The sequence below is a fragment of the Rhodovulum sp. BSW8 genome (genome assembly GCF_003314725.1).
In the GTDB taxonomy this organism is placed as follows: domain Bacteria; phylum Pseudomonadota; class Alphaproteobacteria; order Rhodobacterales; family Rhodobacteraceae; genus Rhodovulum; species Rhodovulum visakhapatnamense.
The window spans coordinates 32,022-54,680 of sequence record NZ_QNVX01000049.1 but is presented as its reverse complement, the minus strand read 5'-3'; the positions used below and the strand labels follow the sequence as shown (position 1 = coordinate 54,680).

Here is a 22,659-nt window from a genome sequence, read left to right as displayed (position 1 = left end):
GAGCCAATGTCCCGCCGAATACTGATCGTGGATGACGTAGCGACAAACCGGATCGTGATGAAGGTCCGGCTTCGCAACGCCCATTACCAGGTCCTCCAGGCCAGCGACGGCCGGACGGCCCTTGAGGTGGCGCGCGCCGAACGGCCGGACCTGATCCTGCTGGACATGGGGCTGCCCGACATCGACGGAACCGACCTTTGCCGGATGCTGAAATCCGGCCGCGAGACCGCCTCGATCCCGCTGATCGTGGTGACCGCGGGCCGGGCACCCGAAACCAAGATGCGCGCGCTGGAGGCCGGGGCCGACGAGTTCCTGTCGAAACCGCTGGACGAAATGATCCTGCTGGCGCGGGTGCGCAGCCTGCTCCGGGCGCGGGAAACCGCCGAGGAACTGGCACTCCGGAACGGAACCGAACAGGTTCTGGGCTTCGGCGAGGCAGCCCCCGGCTTTATCCCGCCCGGGCTGGTGGCGCTGATCGCCAGCGACCCGCGCCGGGCGCGGGCCTGGCGCGCGGCGCTGGTGCCGCAGATCTCGGACAGCCTGACGGTGCTCAGCCGGGCCGAGGCGCTGAACCCGCTGCCCGGGGCGCCCAAACCCGATGTCTATGTCGTCGATGCCGATCTGTCGCCCGAGGGCGCCGGGCTGCGGCTGGTCAGCGAATTGCGCGCCCATCCCGTGTCGCGCGATGCCGCAATCCTGATCGTGGTGCCGGAATCGGCGCGCGAGACTGCGGCGATGGCGCTCGATCTTGGGGCCAACGACCTGATCGCCGACCCGATGGACGCGCAGGAACTGGCGCTTCGGATCAAGATGCAGATCCGCCGCAAGACCCAGTCGGACCGGCTGAGGGCGACGCTGGAAGATGGCCTCCGGCTGGCCGTGACCGACCCGCTGACCGGGCTTTTCAACCGCCGCTACGCGCTGCCCCATCTGGCGCGGATCGCCGAACGCGCGGCCGAGACCGGGCGCAGCTTTGCGCTGATGATCCTCGACATCGACCGCTTCAAGCTGGTCAACGACCGCTACGGCCACGGCTCGGGCGACGCGGTGCTGGTCGAGGTGGCGCGGCGGCTGAAAGAGAACCTGCGCGCGGTCGATCTGGTGGCCCGGATCGGCGGCGAGGAATTTCTGGTGGCCCTGCCCGAGACCGACGCCGACCGCGCCTGCACCGCCGCCGAGCGGCTGCGTCAGGCGATCGAATGCCGTCCCGTGGCGCTGCCGGGCGGGGCGGGCGAGATCCGGGTGACGATCAGCGTGGGCGTCGCGCTGGGCGATGGCCGCAGCCTGATGTCCGGCGCGCCCGATATCGAGGCGCAGGTGCGCGGGCTGATGGATCAGGCCGACCGGGCGCTTTACGGCGCCAAGGCCGCCGGGCGCAACACGGTCGAGATGTCGCGAAGCGCCGCCTGAGGCCGCGCGCGCGGGGATGCATGCCGAAAGGCGCGCCGGGCCGAGGCCGAGCCCGGGGTCCCGTGTTGGCTCCGCGCGACCCGGCTCACGACCGGAAGGCTCCGAAACGCCGACGTCTCAGGGATCGGAGGGCGGACCGCCCCGGTCTCTGTCCCTGTGGTCATGGCGCGGGGGACCGCGCCGCAGCACCGCCTCCAGCCGGTCGGCGAAGGCCGCGCGCTCGGCCTGGCTCATCGTTGAGACGCGGTCGAGCATCAATTGCCGCACCAGATCGACATGGGACTGCACCCGCCGCTCCTGCCGGTCGAGCAGGCTCGACACCTGCGCCGCATCGAACGGCTCGGCCCGCAGCGCCGCCAGCAGATCGCGAAAGCTTTGGCGGACCTCGCGCCGTTCCTGCCGGAAGCGCGGCGCCTCGGTGCGCAGCGCCTCGCGGATCGCCGCGCGGTCGGCCTCGTCCAACGCCCGCCCGTAGGGACCAAGCGCCATCATCGCCCCGGCATCGTCGGGACCGCCGCCCGGCCGGTGACCGAGCACGGCGCCGCAGATCAGCCCCAGAAGCAGCACGTTCAGCGCGAGGCTCAGGCCCAGCGCCGGGCGCAGCCAGCTTCGGCGCCGCGGCGCTGCGGATGCGGCAGGATCGGACATGCTCATCCCTCCGTCAGATAGGTGTCGAGACTTGGGACCAGGTCGTTCGGCCCATAGGCCGAACCCAGGATCGTGGCGGTCAGCGTGCCGACATCGCCCGGCCCGGCATAGCCGATCCAGAGCCCGAAAACCCCGGCGGTCGCGACCCCGGCCAGCGCCGGCCAGCCGCCGATCGCGGCGACCAGAACCGCCACCAGCCCGCGCCGTCCCGTCTGCGCCGCGACCGGACGTGCCGCGACCGGACGCGGCGCGGCAGCCTCCGCCGCCGCGATCATCGCGTCGTCCATGATCCGCGCCATCAGCGCCGCCGAGGGCTCGGCCCGCTCGGCGCGGGCGGCCGCGAACAGCGCCTCGATCTCATGGTCGTTCATCCTCGGGTCAGTCATCGTCGAACCCCAATTCCTCGCGCCGCCCGGCCAGAGCCTGGGCCAGCGCCCGCTTGCCCCGCGCGGTCAGGCTTTCGACCGCCTCGGTGCCGATCTCGAGAATGGCGGCGATCTCGGGATTGGAAAGCCCCTCGATATGCCTCAGGATCACCGCCTGCCGCTGACGGTCCGGCAGCCTGGCCAGCGCCGCGTCCAGCGCCGCCACCCGCGCAGCCTGCTGCAGCCGGGTCTCGGCCCCCGGGCTGTCATCGGCCGGTTCCGGCACCTCGTCGAGCGCCGCCCCCCGCCGCCGCCGCAGCCGGTCGGTGCACAGGTTGGTGACGACGCGATAGAGCCAGGTCGTCACCTTGGCTTCGCCCGTCCGCCAGTCGGGCGCGATCCGCCAGAGCCGCAGCATCGCCTCCTGCGCCACGTCCTCGGCCTCGGCCGCGTCGCGCAGAAGCCTGCGCGCATAGGCCAAAACCCAGGGCGCCAATCGCAGCGTCAGCACACGCGCGGCCCGCGCATCGCCCCGGCCGTAGGCCAGAAGCAACGCCTCGTCCGTGTCCTGATCTGCGGCATCGAAGGGCATCTGCATCCTGCCTCTGGCCTACTCCGTGGCACGGCGCGCGGCAAGCGGGCGGGTTCGCCCCGCCCGCGCCGCATCAACGCCTTACTGCGCGGGGGCCTGACGCTGGTCGCGCATGAAGCTGCGGAACTTTTCCAGAGCGGTCTCGAATTCCTCCTGCGTCAGCACGCCGTCGCCATCGGCGTCGATCCGGTTGAACATCATCGCCGGCCCCGGCCGCTGGGCCAGTTCCTCGGGGCTGAGCAGGCCGTCGCCATCGGCATCCATCATGTCGACCAGCCGCTGGGCCCGCTCGGCGCGGTCCTCGGGGCTGAGCGTCGGATCGCCGAAGCCGCCATAGCCCATCGGCCCGGTGCCCTCGAGCCCGCCGAACATGCCGTAGCCGCCGCCCATCGGCCCCGGCCCCTGCGTCCCGGCACCGCGCCCGCCACAGGCCCCGGGCATGCCCATGCCCTGGCCCATACCCGGCCCCATAGCCTGGCCCATTCCCATTCCAGGGCCCATTCCAGGGCCCATTCCGTGGTTCATGCCGCAGCCGCCCTGCATCCCGGCGCCGCGATGCATGCCGTGGCCGCCGGGCATGCCCTGCATTCCCTGGCCGCCGCCACCGGGCTGCATGCCACAGCCCGCCCCGCCCTGACCGCCACCCTGACCGCCGCCCTGACCGACGCCCTGGCCGGCCGCCCGCGCATGACGCCCGGCCGGACCGAGCTTTTGCGCTTCCTCTGCGGAAATCTTGCCGTCGCCGTCGGTATCGAGATCGGCAAAGCGGGTCCGCGCGCGGGCGGTGAATTCCTCAAGCGAGATCGTGCCGTCGTCATTGGCATCCATGCGGTCGAACATCCTGCCCTGACGGCCCGCGCCAGCCCCTGCCCCTGCCCCTGCACTCGCTTCGGCCCCGGCGTCGGTCCCCGGCCCCTGTTGCGCCATCGCCGGCCCGGCCAGCCCCAGGATCGCCGCCGTCCCGATCGCCAGCGCCGCGGTCGACATCTTCGTCACAGTCCATGCCATCTCGGTCTCCTTCGGTCGTTGCTTCCGGACGACCCCGTGCCGCCCGCCTTCCTCGTCTCTTACGGGGCCCGCGCCGGTTTCCGTCGCAGCGCCCCGAGTCGCGCCGCCCGGCGGCGTTTTGCGACATCCCGCCGCAAGGACAGACGGCCATCTTTTTAACCGTTCCATGCTTGACTAGGTTCAGACCAGCGCGCCCGGGGACGGCGTGCGGTTGGGACACACGGAAACAGGACATGATGGGATCTCATGCCAGGCCCCTTGGTGCGGCCGTTCTGCGCGGCTGGTGCAAGCGCTGCCCGAATTGCGGCGCAGGCCCGATGCTGTCGGACTATCTCACGGTGCGCGAACACTGCCCGGTCTGCATGGAGGAATTGCACCACCATCACTCCGACGACGGCCCGGCCTATCTGACGGTGCTGATCGTGGGCTTGCTGACCGCCCCTCTGGTGGCGGGGGCGGTGACGGCATTCCGGCCCGACCCGCTGGTGCTGACCTCGGTCTTTTCCGTTGGCTGCGTCGCGCTTGCCCTATACCTTCTGCCCCGACTGACAGGAGTAATGGTGGCGCTGCAATGGGCGAAACGGATGCACGGCTTCGGCCATCCGGCGGAATAGACGACCAACCGATCCGCGACGCGGCCACGGTGATCGTGGTGCGCGATGCCGCGACCGGCCCGCGCGTGCTGATGGGCCAGCGCGGCGAAAGTGCTGCCTTCATGCCCAACAAGGTGGTGTTTCCGGGTGGCGCGGTCGACGCGGCCGACCGGGACGTGCCGCTGGCCTGCCCGCTGTCGCCCGCCTGTGCCCGGCGGCTGACGGCCGAGGCCGATCCGGCGCTGGCCGGGGCGCTGGCGGCGGCCGCGATCCGCGAGCTCTGGGAAGAGACCGGGTTGATCCTCGGGCGCCCGGGGGCCTGGCCGGGCCCGGCGCCGAAGGGCTGGCGCGGCTTCGCCGCCTCGGGCCACCTGCCCTCGCCCGAAGGCTTTCACTTCATCTTCCGCGCGATCACCCCGCCGGGGCGGCCGCGCCGGTTCGACGCGCGGTTCTTCCTGGTCGAGGCCGAGGCGCTGGCCAGCGACCCCGACGATTTCTCGCGCGCCGAGGACGAGCTCAGCCAGTTGCAATGGATCCCGCTGGCCGAGGTGCGCCGGTTCAACCTGCCCTTCATCACCGAGGTGGTGCTGGCCGAGGTCAGCCAGCTGATCCGGGGCGGCCTGCCCCCGGCCAGCGTGCCGTTCTTCGACAATCGCGACAGTGTCTCGCGGTTCCAGCGGCTGGCCTGAGCCAGCCCTTGCGTCAGCCCGGTTTCTGCCCGACCGCGCGGCCGATGCCCTCGGGGCGGGGCAGGGTTGCATGGGCGCTGGCGATCTCGGACATCCGGCGGGCGACATCCGGCCCGGGCTCCGAGGCCTGCCGGGTCTCGAGGCTGACATGCACCAGCAGCGCCTCGCCGGTGGCGATCTCGCGGCCGTCCGAGAACAGCCGGTGGAACAGATGCATCTTGCGCCCGCCCGCCCCCAGGCACAGGCTTTCGACCCGAAGCGCGTCGCCGACCCTGGCCTCGGCCAGATGGCGGATATGGGATTCGGCTGTGAAAAAGCTTGCCCCGCCCGCGACATAGGCCGCGTCGCAGCCGACCAGTTCCATCATCCGGTCGGTCGCGTCGGAAAAGACCTGCATGTAGCGCGGCTCGGTCATGTGGCCGTTATAGTCGGTCCAGTCCAGCGGCACGGTCCGCGCCACGGTGCGGATCGGCCCGGCCAGGTCGATCTCGCCGCCGTCGAGGCGCGCATCGAAGCCGCGCAGATGCGCGCCCGCGCCCCAGCCCGCCCATTTCAACGCGCGCAGCACCGCGACCAGGTTCTTGTCGCGCACCTGTTCCAGCTCTTCCAGCGGCCGGTCGCCCGCCTGCGCGCCGGTCTGTTCGGCCACGGTGCGGGCCAGCGCCTCGGTCGCCTCGGGCATCTCGGTCAGATGGGTGCGCGGCAGATCGAGCCCCGGCCCGATCCGCGACACCACCTCGTCGACCCCGGCCGCGCCGCCCGCAAGCAGCGCGGATTCGAACGGCCCCATCTGCGCCCAGTTCAACCCGAAGCCCATCCGCACCGCGTCGTCGATCTCGGCCGTGGTCGCGACCCCGTCATGCACGAGCCACAGCGCCTCGCGCCAGACCGCCTCCATCAGCCGGTCGGCGATATGGCCGTCGATCTCGCGCCGGACCGGAAGGGGCATCATGCCGATGCCGCGCAGCACCTCATGCGCGCGGTCGAGCGCCCAGCCGGGCGTGTCTTCGGCCACGACCAGCTCGACCAGCGGCAGCAGATAGACCGGGTTGAACGGATGCGCGACCAGGATCTGACAGCGCCGGGCGCTTTGCCCGTAAAGCGCGGTGGGCGTGAAACCTGCGGTCGAGGAGGCGATGATCGCCTCGTCGGCCGCGTGCTCCTGCACCTTCTGATAAAGCGTGCGCTTGAGATCGAGCCGCTCGGGCACGCTTTCCTGGATCCAGTCCGCGCCCGACACCGCCTGCGAGATGGTGGCAGCCTGGATCACCGCGCCCTCGGCGGGCAAGGGGCGGTCCGACAGGCCCGGCAGTGCGCGGCGGGCATTGTCCAGCACCGCAGCCACACGCCCGGCCGCCTCGGGGTCGGGGTCGAAGACGCGCACGGTCCAGCCCATCAGGGCAAAGCGCGCGGCCCAGCCCGCACCCACGACCCCGGCGCCCAGTATGGCCACGGCACCGGTCACGGTCTTCCGCCCGTCCTGGCAAGGCCCCGCCCCGGCCCGCGATCCGTCTGAACGTTCATGCATTTCCCCCATCCGCAGCGCCCATAATGTCCCCCCCGCCCGCGGGGGCAAGGGCCGAAGGGAAGGACGCGCGCGATGGATGCCGGCCGTGCCAGAGATGCAACGGACCGGCGAGAGGCGATCGCGTCAGAAGGGCAACGGATAGGCCTTGTGCATCGCCGCGATCTCGGCCTCGACCTCGGGCGACAGGGTGAGGTCGGCCGCGCCCAGCGCGGTTTCCAGCTGCGCGGTCGAGGTGGCGCCTATAATCGGGATCACCGGGAAGGGACGGCTGGCCACGAAGGCGATGGCCATCTGCACCGGATCGAGCCCATGCGCCTTGGCAATCGCCAGATAGCCCGACACCGCCTCCCAGACCCGGGGCGTGATCCGGCCGCCAAGATCGGGGCTGCGCGACCGGCGCGACCCCTCGGGCGTGACATCGCCCGCATATTTGCCGCTGAGAAGGCCCGCGGCCAGCGGGCTGTAGGCCAGCAGCGTGACGTCCTCGTTGACACCGAGTTCGGCCAGATCGGTGTCGTACAGTCGGCAGAGCAGCGAATATTCGTTCTGAAGCGTCTCGGCCCGCGGCAGGCCCTTGTCCTCAGCCAGACGCAGCCATTGCGCCATGCCCCAGGCGCTTTCGTTCGACAGGCCGAAATGGCGGATCTTGCCCGCCTTGACCAGCCCGTCCAGCGTCTCGAGCACCTCGTGCATATGCGCAAGGGTCGCGGCACGGTCCTGATGCGAGGGGTCGTAGCGCCAGTTCTTGCGGAAATGGTAGGACCCGCGGTTCGGCCAGTGCAGCTGGTAAAGGTCGATATAGTCGGTGCGCAGCCGCCGAAGCGACCCCTCGACCGCGGTGATCAGGGACTTGCGGCAGATCGGCTCGCCCTCGCGCACCGCCTTCAGGCCCTCGCCGGTCATCTTGGTGGCGACGATCCAGTCCTTGCGGCGGCCGGTATCCCGGAACCAGTTGCCGATGATCCTTTCGGTGCGCCCGACGGTTTCGGCCAGGACCGGCGCCACCGGATACATCTCGGCGGTGTCCATGAAATGCACGCCCGTCTCATAGGCGAGGTCGATCTGGGCATGGGCCTCGTCCTGGTCGTTCTGGCTGCCCCAGGTCATCGTTCCCAGGCACAGGCAGGACACATCCAGGCCGGTCCGGCCCAGCTTCACTTTTCTCATGGTCTTCTGTTCCTCGTTTCGATCTGGAAGGGAGGGTATCCTGCCGCCCGCCGGGTGCAAGGCGGATTTGGCCGTGATCGGTAGTCCGGAGCGAAAGCGGCAACGCCCCGGCCGCCGGACCGACCCCCGGCACGGGCGCGGCCTCGGCCGCAAGGGCATGGCCGACACGACACCCCCTGTCCCGTCCCGGCCGAACGGACTTTCCGATGGCATGCCGCAGGCCCGGTCCTCCCTGTTCGCGCCGTTACTCTAGCAGATCGGTCCGCTGGCATGCTGGAGAAAACGTGTTGAGAACATATAAAGAACATCATAGAGTTTCGCCATGTCCGGTTCCCCGCTTTCGCTTGCCTCCGAGGCGTTCCGCACGGGCCGCCCCCGCCCGGCGCTGACCGCGCTTGGCGCGCTGTCGCTGCCGCTGGCGCGCGCCCATGAACTGACGGGATCGTCCCGCCATGCGCTGGCCTTGCTGCTGGCCGCCGCGACCGAGGGGCCGGTGCTCTGGATCGTGCCCGCCTGGGCGCCCGGACGGCTTTATCCCGACAGCGTGGCCGAATGGATCGAGCCGGGGCGGCTGATCCAGGCCACGCCCAAGCGGGCCGAAGACCTGCTGTGGTGCATGGAAGAGGCGCTGCGCGCGGGCGTCGTGCCGGTGGTGGTGGCCGAACTGCCCGCGCCGCCGCCGCTGACCCCGGTCCGGCGGCTGCATCTGGCGGCCGAGACCGGCGCAAGCCTCGGCCGCTGCGCGCCGCTGGGGCTGATCCTCTCGACCGGGTCGGGTGGCGCCGCCGGGGTCGAGACCCGCTGGCACATGGCCTCGCGCCACGGCCCCGGCGTCACCGCCTGGCATCTGGAACGCCGCCGCGCCCGGCTGGACCCGCCCCGCGCCTGGCGGCTGAGCCGGGACGCGGACGGCCGCCTGTCGCTGGACCCCGCCCTGCTGGAGCCCGAAACGGCTGGCGCCTGACTCTACGGATGCCCGACTCTGCGGATGCCTGTGTCTGCTGATGCCTGTGTCTGCGGATGCCTGTGCGCGCGTGTCCCCCTGCGACCCGAGCGCACCCCGGCTTGCGCCGCCCTGCCCCGGTCCCGATCTCGACCGGGGATCGCGCGCAACCGGAGGAAAGAAAATGGAAATCCGCTTCGACGGGAAAATCGCTCTGGTCACCGGCGGCAGCACCGGGATCGGCGCCGCCATCGCCTGCGAGCTGGCCGCCTCGGGGGCCACGGTCTGCCTGGCCGCGCGCACGGCCTCGAAGCTGACGCCGGTGGTCGACCGGATCGCCGCGGCGGGCGGCAAGGCCTATGCCATGCCCTGCGACGTGTCCGATCCGGGCGCCGTCGAGGCGCTGGTCGCGCGTACCGTCGAGACCACCGGCGGGCTGCACCTGCTGGTCAACAATGCCGGCATCTCGGGGCCCTCGGCCGATATCGGGGCCTATCCGCTGGACGGCTGGCGCGAGGTCATCGACACCAACCTCAACGGGGTCTTCTACGGCCTGCGCTTCGGCCTGCCCGCGATCGAGTCCTCGGGCGGCGGCGCCGTGGTCAACATGAGCTCGATCCTTGGCAGCGTCGGCATGGCCACGGCCCCCGCCTATGTCGCGGCCAAGCACGCGCTGCTGGGCCTGACGAAATCGGCGGCTCTGGCCTATGCAACGCGCGGCATCCGCATCAACGCGGTCGGCCCCGCCTTCGTCCGGACGCCGATGATCGATGACGGGCTCGACGCCGAGACCCAGGCCCGGGTGACGGCACTGCATCCGGTCGGGCGGATGGGCCGGTCGGACGAGATTTCGGGGCTGGTGGCCTTCCTTCTGTCGGACCGCGCGAGCTTTGTCACCGGCAGCTATCACCTGGCCGATGGCGGATATACCGCGCAATAGGGCCCCAAAGGCCGCGCCAGAGCCCCACGAGGCTCTGGCCCTCGGGCGCATGGCGCGATAAACGGGCCTCAAGATCCGGCAAGAAGGCAACGGCAGATGGCACGCATCCTGATCACCTCGGCGATCCCCTATATCAACGGGATCAAGCACCTGGGCAACCTCGTCGGCAGCCAGCTTCCGGCCGATCTTTACGCCCGCTACTGCCGCGCCCGCGGCCATGAGGTCCTGTTCCTCTGCGCCACCGACGAACATGGCACCCCCGCCGAACTGGCCGCGGCCAAGGCCGGCAAGCCGGTGGCGGACTACTGCGCCGAGATGCACGAGGTGCAGGCGGATCTGGCGCGCGGCTTCCGGCTGTCCTTCGACCATTTCGGCCGCTCGTCGAGCCCGCAGAACCACAGGCTGACCCAGTATTTCGCAGGCCGTCTGGCCGAGAACGGGCTGATCGAGGAAGTCAGCGAACGTCAGGTCTATTCCAATGCCGACGGTCGCTTCCTGCCCGACCGCTATATCGAGGGCACCTGCCCCAATTGCGGCTACGAGAAGGCGCGCGGCGACCAGTGCGAGAACTGCACCAAGCAGCTTGACCCGACCGACCTGATCAACCCGCGCTCGGCGATCTCGGGGTCCACCGATCTGGAGGTGCGCGAGACCAAGCACCTGTATCTCAAGCAGCGCTCGCTGAGGGGCGATCTCGAGGCCTGGATCGACAGCAAGACCGACTGGCCGGTGCTGACCACCTCGATCGCGAAGAAATGGCTGAATGACGGCGACGGGCTGCAGGACCGCGGCATCACCCGCGATCTGAACTGGGGCATCCCGGTGAAGAAGGGCGAGGCAGACTGGCCCGGCATGGAGGGCAAGGTCTTCTATGTCTGGTTCGATGCCCCCATCGAATATATCGCGGCCTCGGCCGAATGGGCCGAGAAGAACGGCCGCCCCGAGGCCGACTGGCGGCGCTGGTGGCGGCTCGACGAGGGCGCCGGGGACGTGCGCTATGTCCAGTTCATGGGCAAGGACAACGTGCCCTTCCATACGCTGAGCTTCCCGGCGACGATCATGGGCTCGCGCGATCCCTGGAAGCTGGTCGACTACATCAAGTCCTTCAACTACCTGAACTACGATGGCGGCCAGTTCTCGACCAGCCAGGGGCGTGGCGTGTTCATGGATCAGGCGCTGTCGATCCTGCCTGCCGATTACTGGCGCTGGTGGCTGCTGTCGCACGCCCCCGAAAGCTCGGACAGCGAATTCACCTGGGAGAATTTCCAGGCCTCCGTGAACAAGGACCTGGCCGACGTTCTGGGCAATTTTGTCAGCCGCGTGACCAAGTTCTGCCGGTCGAAATTCGGCGAGGTGGTGCCCGAGGGCGGCAGCTATGGCGACCGCGAGCAGGAACTGAACGACGATCTCTATATCCGCATCCGCGCCTATGACGCGCATATGGAGGCGATGGAGATCCGCAAGGCCGCGGCCGAGCTGCGCGCGATCTGGGTCGCGGGCAACGAATACCTGCAATCGGCCGCGCCCTGGTCGGTCTACAAGGAAGATCCCGATCAGGCGGCGGCGATCATCCGCTTTTCGCTGAACCTGATCCGGCTTTACGCGGTGCTGTCCGCACCCTTCATCCCCGATGCCGCGAAGGCGATGATGGACGCGATGGGCTGCGAGGACGACACCTGGCCCGCCCAGATGACCCATGCGATGGAGCGGCTCGCCCCCGGTCAGGCCTTCACCACCCCCGAGATGCTGTTCCGCAAGATCTCGGACGAAGAGCGCGAGGACTGGCAGGCGCGCTTTGCCGGCCAGCGCGGCTGACCCCGGCGGCCCGCCCCTGGGCCAGCGTCTGAAGATGGGTATTTGAGCCAAGAAGAAGGGACCGTCGGGTCCCTTTCCCCTATCGGGACGGTTCGGCCCACTTGAGCGTTTTCAGGACGGGCAGGCTCTGGTTCAGTTCGGACAGAGGCGCCGCACCAGGCGACTCGTCTGTCCGGAGGGGCCCATGTCTCGTCTCATCCCCCGTGCTCCGGGCGCGGTCCGGCCCATGGTCGACCGCGGCGAGGGCGTCTATCTCATCGACCGGAGCGGCAAGCGCTATCTCGATGCCTCGGGCGGGGCTGCGGTCTCGTGCCTTGGCCATTCCGACCCGGCGGTCATCGCCGCGATCAAGGCCCAGCTCGACCGGGTCGCTTTCGCCCATACCGGCTTTTTCACCTCGGAGCCCGCCGAGCGGCTGGCCGATCTGCTGATCGCCCATGCGCCTGCGGGGATCGACCGGGTCTGTCTGGTCTCGGGCGGGTCCGAGGCGATGGAGGCGGCGCTGAAGCTCGCGCGGCAATACATGCTGGAAACCGGCCAGCCCGGGCGCCACCGGGTGATTGCCCGGCGCCAGAGCTATCACGGCACCACGCTGGGGGCGCTGGCGACGGGCGGCAACGCTGGACGGCGCGCGGCCTTCGCGCCCCTGCTGGTCGAGACCACCCATATCGCACCCTGTTATGCCTATCGCGGCCGGGCCGAGGGAGAAAGCGACGAGGCCTATGGGCTGCGCGTGGCGGACGAGCTGGACACCGAGATCGAGCGGCTCGGCCCCGAGACGGTGATGGCCTTCGTCGCCGAGCCGGTCGTGGGCGCGACGCTGGGCGCGGTTCCGGCGGTTCCGGGCTATTTCCGCCGCATCCGCGAGATCTGCGACCGCCACGGGGTGCTGCTGATCCTCGACGAGGTGATGTGCGGCATGGGCCGGACAGGGACGCTTTTCGCCTGCGAACAGGACGGCATCGCCCCCGACATCGCCGCCATCGCCAAGGGGCTGGGGGCGGGCTATCAGCCGGTGGGCGCGATGCTGTGTACCGGTCGCATCCATGACGCCATCGAGGCGGGCAGCGGCTTCTTCCAGCACGGCCATACCTATATGGGCCATCCGACCGTCGCCGCCGCGGCGCTGGCGGTGCTGACCCGGTTGACCCGGGACGGACTGGTCGACCGGGCGCGGATCATGGGCGACAGGCTCGACGCGGCCCTGCGCGCGGCCTTCGCCGAGCATCCCCATATCGGCGACATTCGCGGGCGCGGGCTTCTCCTCGGGCTCGAACTGGTCGCGGACCGCGCCAGCCGCCGCCCCTTTGCGCCAGACCTTCGGGTCCATGCGCGGCTGAAGGCCGCCGCCTTCGAGGCCGGGCTGCTCTGCTATCCGATGGGCGGCACGGTCGACGGGCGGCGGGGCGATCATGTGCTGCTGGCCCCGCCCTTCATCCTGGACGACACCCATGTATCGGAGATCGCGGATAAGTTGAAATCGGCCCTGACAGCGGCGCTGTGACCCGCCGCGCCGGGACCCCTGTCCCAAAGACGAGCTTGAAATCCGGCGCATTCTGATCTTCACCGGAAGGCAGAGAAAAGAACGGGATGGCAAAGCCGCCCGATAACGGACACCGGTCCGACACCCAACAACAGGAGACCACCCGATGCCCGGCCAGATGAGTTTCGACGCGTTGAAGAGGGCCGTGGCCGAGGGCGGGATCGACACGGTTCTGGTTTGCCTGATCGACATGCAGGGTCGGCTGATGGGCAAGCGCTTCGTCGCGCAGCATTTCGTCGACAGCGCCTGGGAAGAGACCCATTGCTGCAACTACCTGCTGGCCACCGATCTGGAAATGGCAACGCCCGACGGCTATGCCTCGACCTCCTGGCGCGCGGGCTATGGCGACTACGTGATGAAGCCCGACCTCGACACGATCCGCCCGGTGCCCTGGCTGGACGGGACGGCGCTGGTGCTGTGCGACCTGCTCGATCATCACAGCCACGACCCCGTGCCCCATGCGCCCCGCCAGGTGCTGAAAACGCAGGTCGCGCGGGCCGAGGCGATGGGCCTGACCCCGGTCATGGCGACCGAGCTTGAATTCTTCCTCTTCGAGAAGAGCCTGCGCGAGATCGCGGCCTCGGGCTTTCGCGACCTGACGCCGATCAGCGCCTATAACGAGGACTACAACATCTTCCAGACCACCAAGGAAGAGGCGGTGATGCGGCCCCTGCGCAACCATCTGTGGGCCGCGGGCATCCCGGTCGAGAACTCGAAGGGCGAGGCCGAGGCCGGGCAGGAAGAGCTGAACATCAAGTACGGCCCGGCCCTGCTGGCGGCCGATTACCACACCATCGCCAAGCACGCGACCAAGGAGATCGCCTGGGCCCAGGGGCATGCCGTGACCTTCCTGCCGAAATGGCACAAGGACCGGGTCGGCAGCGCCGCCCATGTGCACCAGTCGCTGTGGAAGGACGGCCGGAACGCGTTTTTCGAGAAGGGCGCCGATCACGGCATGTCCGGGCTGATGCGCCAGTACGTGGCGGGCCAGATCAGATATGCCGCCGATCTGACCGTGTTCCTCGCGCCCTACGTCAACAGCTACAAGCGCTTCGTCAAGGGCACCTTCGCGCCGACGAAGACGGTCTGGTCGGTCGACAATCGCACCGCCGGGTTCCGGCTGTGCGGCGAGAACACCCCCGGCGTGCGGATCGAATGCCGGATCGCCGGGTCCGACATCAACCCCTATCTGGCGCTGGCAGCCCTGCTGGCCGCCGGGCTCAGGGGCATCGAGGAAAAGCTGGACCTGGCCCCGCCCACCCGGGGCGACATCTACGAAAGCGCCGACGTGCCGGAAATTCCGCGCACCCTGCGCGAGGCGACGGAAACGCTCCGCGCCTCGGCCATGCTGCGCGCGGCGATGGGCGATTTCGTCGTCGACCACTACACCCGCGCCGCCGAGGTCGAACAGGAAGCCTTCGACATGGCGGTGACCGACTGGGAACTCGCCCGCGGCTTCGAGCGCGCCTGATGCGCCCGGACCGCCTCCAACGAAGATCGGCCCTTGGCGCGGACAGGCGCCGCACGGGCCCGGACCTTTCACAACGGAAGACCCTCCGATGACCACATTGACCTGCATCTCTCCCATCGACGGATCGGTTCTGGCCGAACGCCAGGCGCTCGCGCCCGAAGCCGCCCGCGCCGCTGTGGCGCGCGCCCGCGCAGCCCAGGCCGCCTGGGCCGCGCGGCCGCTGGCCGAACGCATCGACCTGGTTCTGAAAGGCGTCGCCAATGTCGGCGCGATGAACGACGCCATCGTGCCCGAACTCGCGCGCCAGATGGGCCGGCCCGTCCGCTATGGCGGCGAATTCCGCGGCTTCGAAGAGCGCGCGAAATACATGGCCCGGATCGCCGAGACCGCGCTTGCGCCGATCGAGGCCGAGGACAGCGGCAGCTTCAGGCGCTATGTCGCCCGCGATCCGCATGGCGTGGTACTGGTGATCGCGCCCTGGAACTATCCCTACATGACCGCGATCAACACCGTCGCGCCTGCGCTGATCGCGGGCAACACGGTGATGCTGAAACACGCGACCCAGACGCTTCTGGTCGGCGAACGGATGGCGCGCGCCTTCCACGAGGCGGGCGTGCCCGAGGACGTCTTCATGAACGTCTTCCTCGATCACGACACCACCTCGGCGCTGATCGCCGAACGCGCCTTCGGCTTCGTCAACTTCACCGGCTCGGTCGGCGGCGGGCGCGCCATCGAGCGCGCGGCGGCCGGCACCTTCACGCCGCTGGGGCTGGAACTGGGCGGCAAGGACCCGGGCTATGTGATGGAGGACTGCAATCTCGACATGGCGGTCGAGGTGCTGATCGACGGGGCGATGTACAATTCGGGCCAGTGCTGCTGCGGGATCGAGCGGATCTACGTGGCCGAAAGCCTTTACGACAGCTTCGTCGAGAAGGCGGTGAAACTGGTCGAGGGCTACCGGCTGGGCGACCCGCTCGACCCCGAGACTACCATCGGCCCGATGGCGCAGGCGCGCTTTGCCGATCTGGTCCGCGCCCAGACCTCCGAAGCCGTGGCCGCAGGCGCGACGGCGATGATCGACCCCGCGCTGTTCCCGCAGGATGGCGGCACCTACCTGATGCCGCAGATCCTGACCGGCGTGACCCACGAAATGCGGGTGATGCGCGAGGAAAGCTTCGGCCCCGTGGTCGGCATCATGCCGGTGAAGGACGACGACGAGGCGATCCGGCTGATGAATGACAGCGATTACGGGCTGACCTGTTCGCTCTGGACGGCGGATGTGGCGCGGGCCGAGCGGATCGGCCGGCAGATCGAGACCGGCACCGTCTTCCTGAACCGCGCCGACTATCTCGACCCCGCGCTGTGCTGGACCGGCTGCAAGGATACCGGGCGCGGCGGCGGGCTGTCGGTGATCGGCTTCCACAACCTGACCCGTCCGAAATCCTATCACCTGAGGAAACTCTGAATGACGCCGAACGCCAACTGGTCCTATCCCACCGCCATCCGCTTCGGCGCAGGCCGCATCGCCGAACTGCCCGCGGCCTGCGCCGCGGCGGGGCTGACCCGGCCGCTCTTGGTGACCGACAAGGGGCTTGCGGGGCTGCCGATCACCGCCCGCGCGCTGGACATCCTCGACGCCGCGGGGCTGGGCCGCGCGGTCTTTGCCGAGGTCGACGCGAACCCGACCGAGCTGAACCTCGCGCTCGGGCTCGAGGCCTACAGGGCCGGGGGCCATGACGGGGTGATCGCCTTCGGCGGCGGCTCGGGGCTCGATCTGGGCAAGATGGTCGCCTTCATGGCAGGCCAGACCCGCCCGGTCTGGGATTTCGAGGATATCGGCGACTGGTGGACCCGCGCCGATGCCGATGCCATCGCCCCCATCGTGGCGGTGCCGACCACGGCGGGCACCGGGTCCGAGGTCGGCCGCGCCAGCGTGCTGACCAATTCCGAAACCCACGAGAAGAAGATCATCTTCCACCCGAAGGTGCTGCCCAGCGTCGTGATCTGCGACCCCGAGCTGACCGTCGGCATGCCGAAAGCGATCACCGCGGGCACCGGCATGGATGCCTTCGCCCATTGCCTCGAGGCCTATTGCTCGCCGCATTACCACCCGATGTCGCAGGGCATCGCGCTGGAGGGGCTGCGCCTCGTGACCGAGTACCTGCCCCGCGCCTATGCCGACGGCACCGATCTGGAGGCCCGCGCGCAGATGATGTCGGCCGCGATGATGGGCGCGGTCGCCTTCCAGAAGGGGCTGGGCGCGATCCATGCGATCTCGCATCCCATCGGCGCGGTGCACAACACCCATCACGGCACCACCAACGCGACCGTAATGCAGCCCGTCCTGCGGATGAACCGCCCCGCCATCGAGGACCGTCTGGCCCGCGCCGCCGCCTATCTGGGCATCGGCAGCGATTTCGACGCCTTCTATGCGCTGGTCGGCCGTCTGAATGCCGAACTTGGCATCCCCGCCAACCTGACCGCGCTGGGGGTGACCGACCCCGATCTCGATGCGCTGACCGCCTCGGCACTGAAGGACCCCTCGACCGGCGGCAATCCGGTCGAGATGACGGAAGAGAACACGCGCCGTCTGTTGGAGGACTGCCTCTGAAACGGGCAGACGCGCCCTGAAAGACACCGGCGGGCGGCGCAAACCCGGCCGCCGGAGACCAGGAATGGACCCCAAAGCGCACGCGGGACAACACTCGCGGCAGGATGACGGGGCAACAGGGAAATGGTGACGGCATGACAGCCACAAGGATCGGCGCGCCCGCGCGAAAGGCGGCGCCATGACCGGGTTCATGCGCGGCTATGTGCGCACGGTCGACGGGGTGAACTATCATATCGGCCGGGTGATGATGTACGGGATCTTCGTGATGATGGGGATCCTGCTGTGGTCCTCGATCTCGAAGACCTTCTTCCTGCCCTCGCTCTGGACGCTGGAAATGGCCCAGTTCGCGATGGTCGCCTATTACATCATGGGCGGGCCCTATTCGATCCAGCTTGGATCGAACGTGCGGATGGACCTGTTCTACGGCCGCTGGTCGGTGCAGACGCGGGCCTGGGTCGACAGCTTTACCGTGCTCTTCCTGATCTTCTTCCTGGGCGTGCTGCTTTATGGCGGCATCGACAGCCTGATCTACGCGATCCAGTACAACGAGCGCAGCCCGACCGCCTGGCGCCCGGTGCTCTGGCCGATCAAGTCGGTCATGTGCCTCGGCCTCTTCCTGATGATCCTGCAGGCCGTCTCCGAGCTGTTCAAGGACATCGCCCATATCCGCGGCGAGGAGCTTTAGGCCATGTCCTACGAGATGATCGCGATCCTGATGTTCGCCTCGATGATGCTGATGCTGATGACCGGACAACGGGTCTTCGGCGCCATCGGGGCGGTGGCGGCGGTGGCGGCGCTGGCGCTGTGGGGGACGGGCGGGTCGGTGATCCCGTTCTCGGCCAGCATGAAGCTGATGAAATGGTATCCGCTGCTGACCCTGCCGATGTTCATCTTCATGGGCTATGTGCTGTCCGAAAGCCGCATCGCCGACGATCTTTACAAGATGTTCCATGTCTGGATGGGGCCGGTGCCGGGCGGGCTGGCCATCGGCACCATCGGGCTGATGGTGCTGATCTCGGCGATGAACGGGCTGTCGGTCGCGGGCATGGCCATCGGCGCGACCATCGCGCTGCCGGAACTGCTGAGGCGCGGCTATGACAAGCGGATGGTCACGGGGGTGATCCAGGCCGGATCCTCGCTGGGCATTCTGGTGCCGCCCTCGGTGGTGCTGGTGCTGTATGCCATGATCGCGCGCCAGCCGGTCGGTCAGCTCTGGCTGGCGGGCATCCTGCCGGGGCTGCTGATGGCCGGGCTCTTCATCCTCTATATCTACCTGCGCTGCCGGATCTCGCCCGCGCTGGGGCCGGTCCTGCCGCCCGGGGAACGCGCCGGGATCGCCTTCGCCGAGAAAGTCCGGCTGTTGGGCGCGGGCGTGCTGCCGCTGGTGATCTTTGCCACGATGATGGTGCCCTTCGTCAACGGCTGGACCTCGCTTGTGGAAAGCTCGGCCATCGGCGCGCTGGCGGCCTTCGCCGCGGCGGTGCTGAAGGGGCGGATGACCCGCGCGGTGTTCGAAACCTCGGTGCGCCAGACGCTGGCGGTGTCCTGCATGTTCATGTGGATCATCGTCGCCGCCATGGCCTTCGGCGCGGTCTTCGACGGGCTGGGCGCGGTCAAGGCGATCGAGAGCCTGTTTACCGAAAAGCTGGGCCTCGACCCCTGGATGATCCTGATCCTGATGCAGCTGAGCTTCATCCTGATGGGGACCTTCCTCGACGATACCGCGATGCTGGTGATCGTGGCGCCGCTTTACATCCCGCTGGTCAAGGCGCTGGGGTTCGACCTGATCTGGTACGGGGTGCTTTACACCATCACCACCCAGATCGCCTACATGACACCGCCCTTCGGCTATAACCTCTTCCTGATGAAGGCGATGGCCCCGAAAGAGATCGGGCTGAAGGACATCTACGCCTCGATCGTGCCCTTCGTCATGGTGATGATCGCGGCGCTGGCCATCGTCATGGCCTTTCCGCAGATCGCGCTCTGGCTGCCGCATCAGGTCTACGGCCTCTGAAGACGGCCCTTAAAAAAACGGAGCCCCGGGTCGCGGGGCCCGGAAAACCGGGGGCAAAAGCCCTCTGCCAACAAGGAGAGAAGACGATGACCACAAGACGCAAGTTCCTGGCCTCTGCCGGGGTCGGAGCCGCCGCCGCCGGTCTGGCCGCCCCGGCGCTCGCCCAGTCCAAGATCCGCTGGCGGATGCAGACCTATGCGGGCGTCGCCCTGGCCGATCACGTGATCCGGCCCGCCATCGAGAGCTTCAACAAGATCGCCGGCGACGAGATGGAGATCGAGCTGTTCACCGCCGACCAGCTTGTCCCCACAGGCGAGCTGTTCCGCGCCATGCAGCAGGGCACCATCGACGCGGTGCAGTCCGACGACGATTCCATGGCCTCGCCGACCGAGGTCACCGTCTTCGGCGGCTATTTCCCCTTCGCCTCGCGCTATTCGCTGGATGTGCCGGTGCTGTTCAACCAGTACGGCCTGAACGAGATCTGGGGCGCCGAATATGAAAAGGTCGGCGTCAAGCATATCTCGGCCGGGTCCTGGGACCCCTGCAACTTCGCCACGATCAGCCCGATCCGGTCGCTTGACGATCTGAAGGGCAAGCGCGTCTTCACCTTCCCGACCGCAGGCCGGTTCCTCGCGCAGTTCGGCGTGGTGCCGGTGACCCTGCCCTATGAGGATGTCGAGGTCGCGATGCAGACCGGCGAGCTGGACGGCGTCGCCTGGTCGGGCATCACCGAGGATTACACCGTGGGCTGGGCCGGGCCTGCCAAGTACTTCCTGACCAACAATATCTCGGGCGCCTGGATCGGCCATTTCTTCGCCAACATGGACCGCTGGAACGAGGTGCCGGAACGGCTGCAGGAGCTGCTGCGGGTCTGCATGGACCAGTCGCATTACTACCGTCAGTGGTGGTACTGGGGCGGCGAGGCGCGGCTGCGCGTCGAGGGCACCAAGATGGAACTGACCTCGATCCCCGACGAGGACTGGGACAAGGTCGAGACCGCCGCCCGGACCTTCTGGGACGAGATTGCCGAGGAATCCGAGACCAAGGCCAGGATCGTCGGCATCTTCAAGAAATACAACGAAGACATGCAGAAGGCGGGCCGACCCTACCGCTATACCAGGGCCTGACCGCAAAAAGGGGCGCCCGTTGCCGGGCGCCCCGCCGCCTGCGGACGGTCCCCACCCTGCGCGACCGCCGCCCATGGCGAACCGGCATCGCACAAGACCGTCCGCGGGCGGTACCCCCTGCCCCCAGATCCGTTTTCCTGCCCCGCCCCCGGCGGGACCGGCGGGACCGGCGTGAAAAGGCGTGCTCCGGCCGCGCCGCAACGGGCGACCAAACCCGGCCGCGGCGCCTGACGGTCCCCGCTCCCCCCGCCCGGCCGGTGCCGGTCTGGCAATGCGGAGCCGCCGGGGCCGCAAGGCGCGCCGGTGGCCGGAGGCGGGATGCGCAAGTCGTGCCGTCGGACGAAAAACCTGACATTGGACCTCGTCACCAACCCCCAGGCACTGCGCATCCGCCCCCGCCTCCGGTCTCCGGCGGCAGGACGCCGCCGGAGCACGCGAGCCACCTTTCGCCCGCTCCCCCCTTTGGAGCGTCCGAAAGGCTGGCCTGTGCCGAGGGTGCGAGGGAGGATCTCGACACAGGTATCCGGCGTCAGGCGCGCATGCCCGCCGCCCGGATCAGGGCTGCCACCGTCGTGACCGGTTCGCCCGCCGGCCGGACCCCGTCGCGGGGATGCCAGCGGCCGTGATCCGACCCCAGATGGTGCCAGTAACTGTCGGGATCGCAGACACACAGCCCCACCAGGGTCTCGGCCACGATCCGGCTGCCCAGCGGGCCCAGACGGCGCCCGCCGGTCCGCGCTTCGGCCTCGCGCAGGATGTAATACCAAAGCGGCGTCGCCTCGATCATCCCGGCCCGCGCCAGCACCCCGCCGCCGGGGCCCTCGGCCAGCTCGGCCGCGCTCAGCGGCGCGATCCGCACCCCAAGCCGCGCCATCCCGCGCAGGCAGTCCTGCCCCGAGGCCAGGTTCAGCCGCAGCCCCCGGCGCAACGTGCGCTCGGCCAGCTGGCGCATCCGCCCGTGCAGCCCCGGCGGCTCGTCATGCAGGCACAGCAGATCCGGCGTGATCCGGGTGTTGATGCCGCGCGCATGGCGGTCGGGACGGGTGCCGCTTTCATCGGTCAGGCGCGAGAAATCCATCCGCCCCGGCGCCCGCCGCCATCCCGGCGGCCCGGCGACGGATGCCGCGCCGCAGCCAAAGCCATGGCGCGCCGACCAGTCATAGCTCGGCCGGGCCATGGTCTCGCCCAGACGGATGGCGGCGGCCTGGAACTCGAAGGGCAGCGGCAGCCGCCCCTCGGGCAGCCCGGGACAGCGCTGCAGCAGATCGCAATAGACCGGCGCCTCTTCGGCCATGACCGCGTCCAGAACCTCGGGCAAACAGATCCGGCGCAGGTAGTCGTTGACCACAAGCCACTGGAAGTGCTTGCGCACCTCGTCCCGGGCGAAGTCGAAGGCGGCATCGCCCGCCTCGGCCGGGGGGCCGCCGATCCCCGGCGCCCGGGCGACAACCGCATTGTGAAACCGCGCCAGAACCAGATGGACCTCGGCCGTCGCCAGGCCCGCATCGGTCTGCGGAGCGCCGATATAGGCCTTGTCCTGCTCGGCCAGGGCCGGTTTCGGCAAGCGGTTCCGCCGCGCCGGATAGGGCCAGGCCTTGCCCCCCACGCTCCCGGACGGACCGGTCACGCCCGACCAGAGCCGGGCCGGGGCCGCCGGATCGCACCGCCATCCGCCCGCCTCGGCGCCATAGAGGCTCTCGAGGTTCAACCGGCCGCTTCTGTCATTGCGGAGATCGGCCATCGCCCGGCGGCGCGGCAGCGGATCGACACGGTCGAGGTCGAGCCCCGACAGCCCGCCCTCGGGGTCGGTCCCGGCGGCCAGTTCCCGGGCGATGACCTGACCCAGATAGGTATAGATCGCGGGCATGCCGGAATCGTCCCCGCCGCCCGTCCCCCGGCCCGCCATCGCCGAGGCCAGATCGCGCAGCGCGGCGGCCGCCGCCACCCCGCCCCGCGCCTCGGCCGCGTCGGGAAAGAGATAGCCGAACGGGCCATGCGGGGCCTCGGGCCAGACCGGATAGGAAAACGCATCGATGGTGGCGCTCCGGGGGCAGGCGGTTCCCGCCTCATCGGGGGCGGGTCGCGCACGGGTCGCGGGGCATTCTTGGCTTTGAAGCGGCAACATCTTCCCTCGACTCCCTGACCGTTCTCCCTCAACGACTCGAGGATCGCGGACCGCCGTCAACGCAGCGTCA

At 69.2% G+C, this 22,659-nt stretch carries 20 protein-coding genes; 13 read left to right on the top strand and 7 right to left on the bottom strand.

The annotated features are described in order from the left end of the window. Positions 1–6 precede the first annotated feature (6 nt). Positions 7–1,410 carry a diguanylate cyclase gene (locus DSD19_RS17290; RefSeq protein ID WP_113670502.1) on the top strand — a complete coding sequence of 468 codons (1,404 nt, stop codon included), beginning with the start codon at positions 7–9 and terminating at the stop codon, positions 1,408–1,410. Positions 1,411–1,527: 117 nt separating this feature from the next. On the opposite strand, the gene DSD19_RS17285 is transcribed toward DSD19_RS17290, so the two are convergent. The 4 genes from DSD19_RS17285 to DSD19_RS17270 all read right to left on the bottom strand — a co-directional run bounded on the left by DSD19_RS17285 (position 1,528) and on the right by DSD19_RS17270 (position 4,023). Continuing rightward, a complete protein-coding gene (locus DSD19_RS17285) occupies positions 1,528–2,058 on the bottom strand; it encodes a periplasmic heavy metal sensor (protein ID WP_165828167.1) in 531 nt (176 codons plus the stop codon). A 2-nt stretch (positions 2,059–2,060) separates the two neighbouring features. Beyond that, positions 2,061–2,444, bottom strand: a complete 384-nt coding sequence (locus DSD19_RS17280; protein WP_133260460.1) for a dihydroorotate dehydrogenase — start codon at positions 2,442–2,444, stop codon at positions 2,061–2,063. Then, positions 2,437–3,021, bottom strand: coding sequence for an RNA polymerase sigma factor (locus tag DSD19_RS17275; RefSeq protein WP_113670500.1), 585 nt, complete (start codon positions 3,019–3,021; stop codon positions 2,437–2,439). Before DSD19_RS17275 ends, DSD19_RS17280 begins: the two co-directional genes overlap by 8 nt. A gap of 75 nt (positions 3,022–3,096) precedes the next feature. Further along, positions 3,097–4,023, bottom strand: a complete 927-nt coding sequence (locus DSD19_RS17270) for an EF-hand domain-containing protein (protein WP_113670499.1) — start codon at positions 4,021–4,023, stop codon at positions 3,097–3,099. A gap of 233 nt (positions 4,024–4,256) precedes the next feature. Between DSD19_RS17270 and DSD19_RS17265 the strand changes: the two genes are divergently transcribed. Both DSD19_RS17265 and DSD19_RS17260 read left to right on the top strand, forming a co-directional pair. Then, positions 4,257–4,637 carry a DUF983 domain-containing protein gene (locus DSD19_RS17265; RefSeq protein ID WP_113670498.1) on the top strand — a complete coding sequence of 127 codons (381 nt, stop codon included), beginning with the start codon at positions 4,257–4,259 and terminating at the stop codon, positions 4,635–4,637. Further along, positions 4,595–5,305: an NUDIX hydrolase gene (locus DSD19_RS17260; RefSeq protein WP_113670497.1), complete on the top strand. Its 711-nt coding sequence runs from the start codon at positions 4,595–4,597 to the stop codon at positions 5,303–5,305. The genes DSD19_RS17265 and DSD19_RS17260 overlap by 43 nt, the downstream gene beginning before the upstream one ends. 13 nt (positions 5,306–5,318) lie before the next feature. Here DSD19_RS17260 and DSD19_RS17255 read toward each other — a convergent pair whose 3' ends face one another. Next, positions 5,319–6,770, bottom strand: a complete 1,452-nt coding sequence (locus tag DSD19_RS17255; protein WP_075785517.1) for a carnitine 3-dehydrogenase — start codon at positions 6,768–6,770, stop codon at positions 5,319–5,321. Between the two features lie 186 nt (positions 6,771–6,956). Further along, positions 6,957–8,000 carry an aldo/keto reductase gene (locus DSD19_RS17250; RefSeq protein WP_113670496.1) on the bottom strand — a complete coding sequence of 348 codons (1,044 nt, stop codon included), beginning with the start codon at positions 7,998–8,000 and terminating at the stop codon, positions 6,957–6,959. 322 nt (positions 8,001–8,322) lie between these two features. On the opposite strand from DSD19_RS17250, the gene DSD19_RS17245 reads away from it, so the two are divergent. The 10 genes from DSD19_RS17245 to DSD19_RS17200 all read left to right on the top strand — a co-directional run bounded on the left by DSD19_RS17245 (position 8,323) and on the right by DSD19_RS17200 (position 20,464). Next, complete coding sequence (locus tag DSD19_RS17245) at positions 8,323–8,964, top strand: ImuA family protein (protein WP_243628090.1); 642 nt, start codon at positions 8,323–8,325, stop codon at positions 8,962–8,964. A gap of 163 nt (positions 8,965–9,127) precedes the next feature. After that, positions 9,128–9,883: an SDR family NAD(P)-dependent oxidoreductase gene (locus tag DSD19_RS17240; RefSeq protein ID WP_113670495.1), complete on the top strand. Its 756-nt coding sequence runs from the start codon at positions 9,128–9,130 to the stop codon at positions 9,881–9,883. A gap of 96 nt (positions 9,884–9,979) precedes the next feature. Then, positions 9,980–11,698: a methionine--tRNA ligase gene (gene metG, locus DSD19_RS17235; RefSeq protein WP_113670494.1), complete on the top strand. Its 1,719-nt coding sequence runs from the start codon at positions 9,980–9,982 to the stop codon at positions 11,696–11,698. 184 nt (positions 11,699–11,882) lie between these two features. Continuing rightward, a complete protein-coding gene (locus DSD19_RS17230; protein ID WP_113670493.1) occupies positions 11,883–13,202 on the top strand; it encodes an aspartate aminotransferase family protein in 1,320 nt (439 codons plus the stop codon). A 145-nt stretch (positions 13,203–13,347) separates the two neighbouring features. Further along, a complete protein-coding gene (locus DSD19_RS17225; RefSeq protein ID WP_113670492.1) occupies positions 13,348–14,712 on the top strand; it encodes a glutamine synthetase family protein in 1,365 nt (454 codons plus the stop codon). A gap of 88 nt (positions 14,713–14,800) precedes the next feature. Next, positions 14,801–16,177 (top strand): aldehyde dehydrogenase family protein, encoded by a 1,377-nt coding sequence (locus tag DSD19_RS17220; RefSeq protein ID WP_113670491.1) that lies wholly within the window; start codon positions 14,801–14,803, stop codon positions 16,175–16,177. Then, a complete protein-coding gene (locus DSD19_RS17215; RefSeq protein WP_113670490.1) occupies positions 16,178–17,323 on the top strand; it encodes an iron-containing alcohol dehydrogenase in 1,146 nt (381 codons plus the stop codon). It begins immediately after the preceding gene. 178 nt (positions 17,324–17,501) lie between these two features. Further along, positions 17,502–18,008, top strand: a complete 507-nt coding sequence (locus DSD19_RS17210) for a TRAP transporter small permease subunit (protein WP_075785508.1) — start codon at positions 17,502–17,504, stop codon at positions 18,006–18,008. A 3-nt stretch (positions 18,009–18,011) separates the two neighbouring features. Then, entirely contained in the window at positions 18,012–19,337 is a 1,326-nt protein-coding gene (locus tag DSD19_RS17205) for a TRAP transporter large permease subunit (RefSeq protein ID WP_113670489.1), read from the top strand. Between the two features lie 86 nt (positions 19,338–19,423). Then, the gene (locus DSD19_RS17200) at positions 19,424–20,464 is read left to right on the top strand and encodes a TRAP transporter substrate-binding protein (protein ID WP_113670488.1); all 1,041 of its coding nucleotides are present in this window, start codon (positions 19,424–19,426) and stop codon (positions 20,462–20,464) included. A 529-nt stretch (positions 20,465–20,993) separates the two neighbouring features. Here the strand turns inward: DSD19_RS17200 and DSD19_RS17195 are convergent. Further along, entirely contained in the window at positions 20,994–22,589 is a 1,596-nt protein-coding gene (locus DSD19_RS17195; RefSeq protein WP_113670487.1) for a hypothetical protein, read from the bottom strand. Positions 22,590–22,659: the final 70 nt, after the last annotated feature.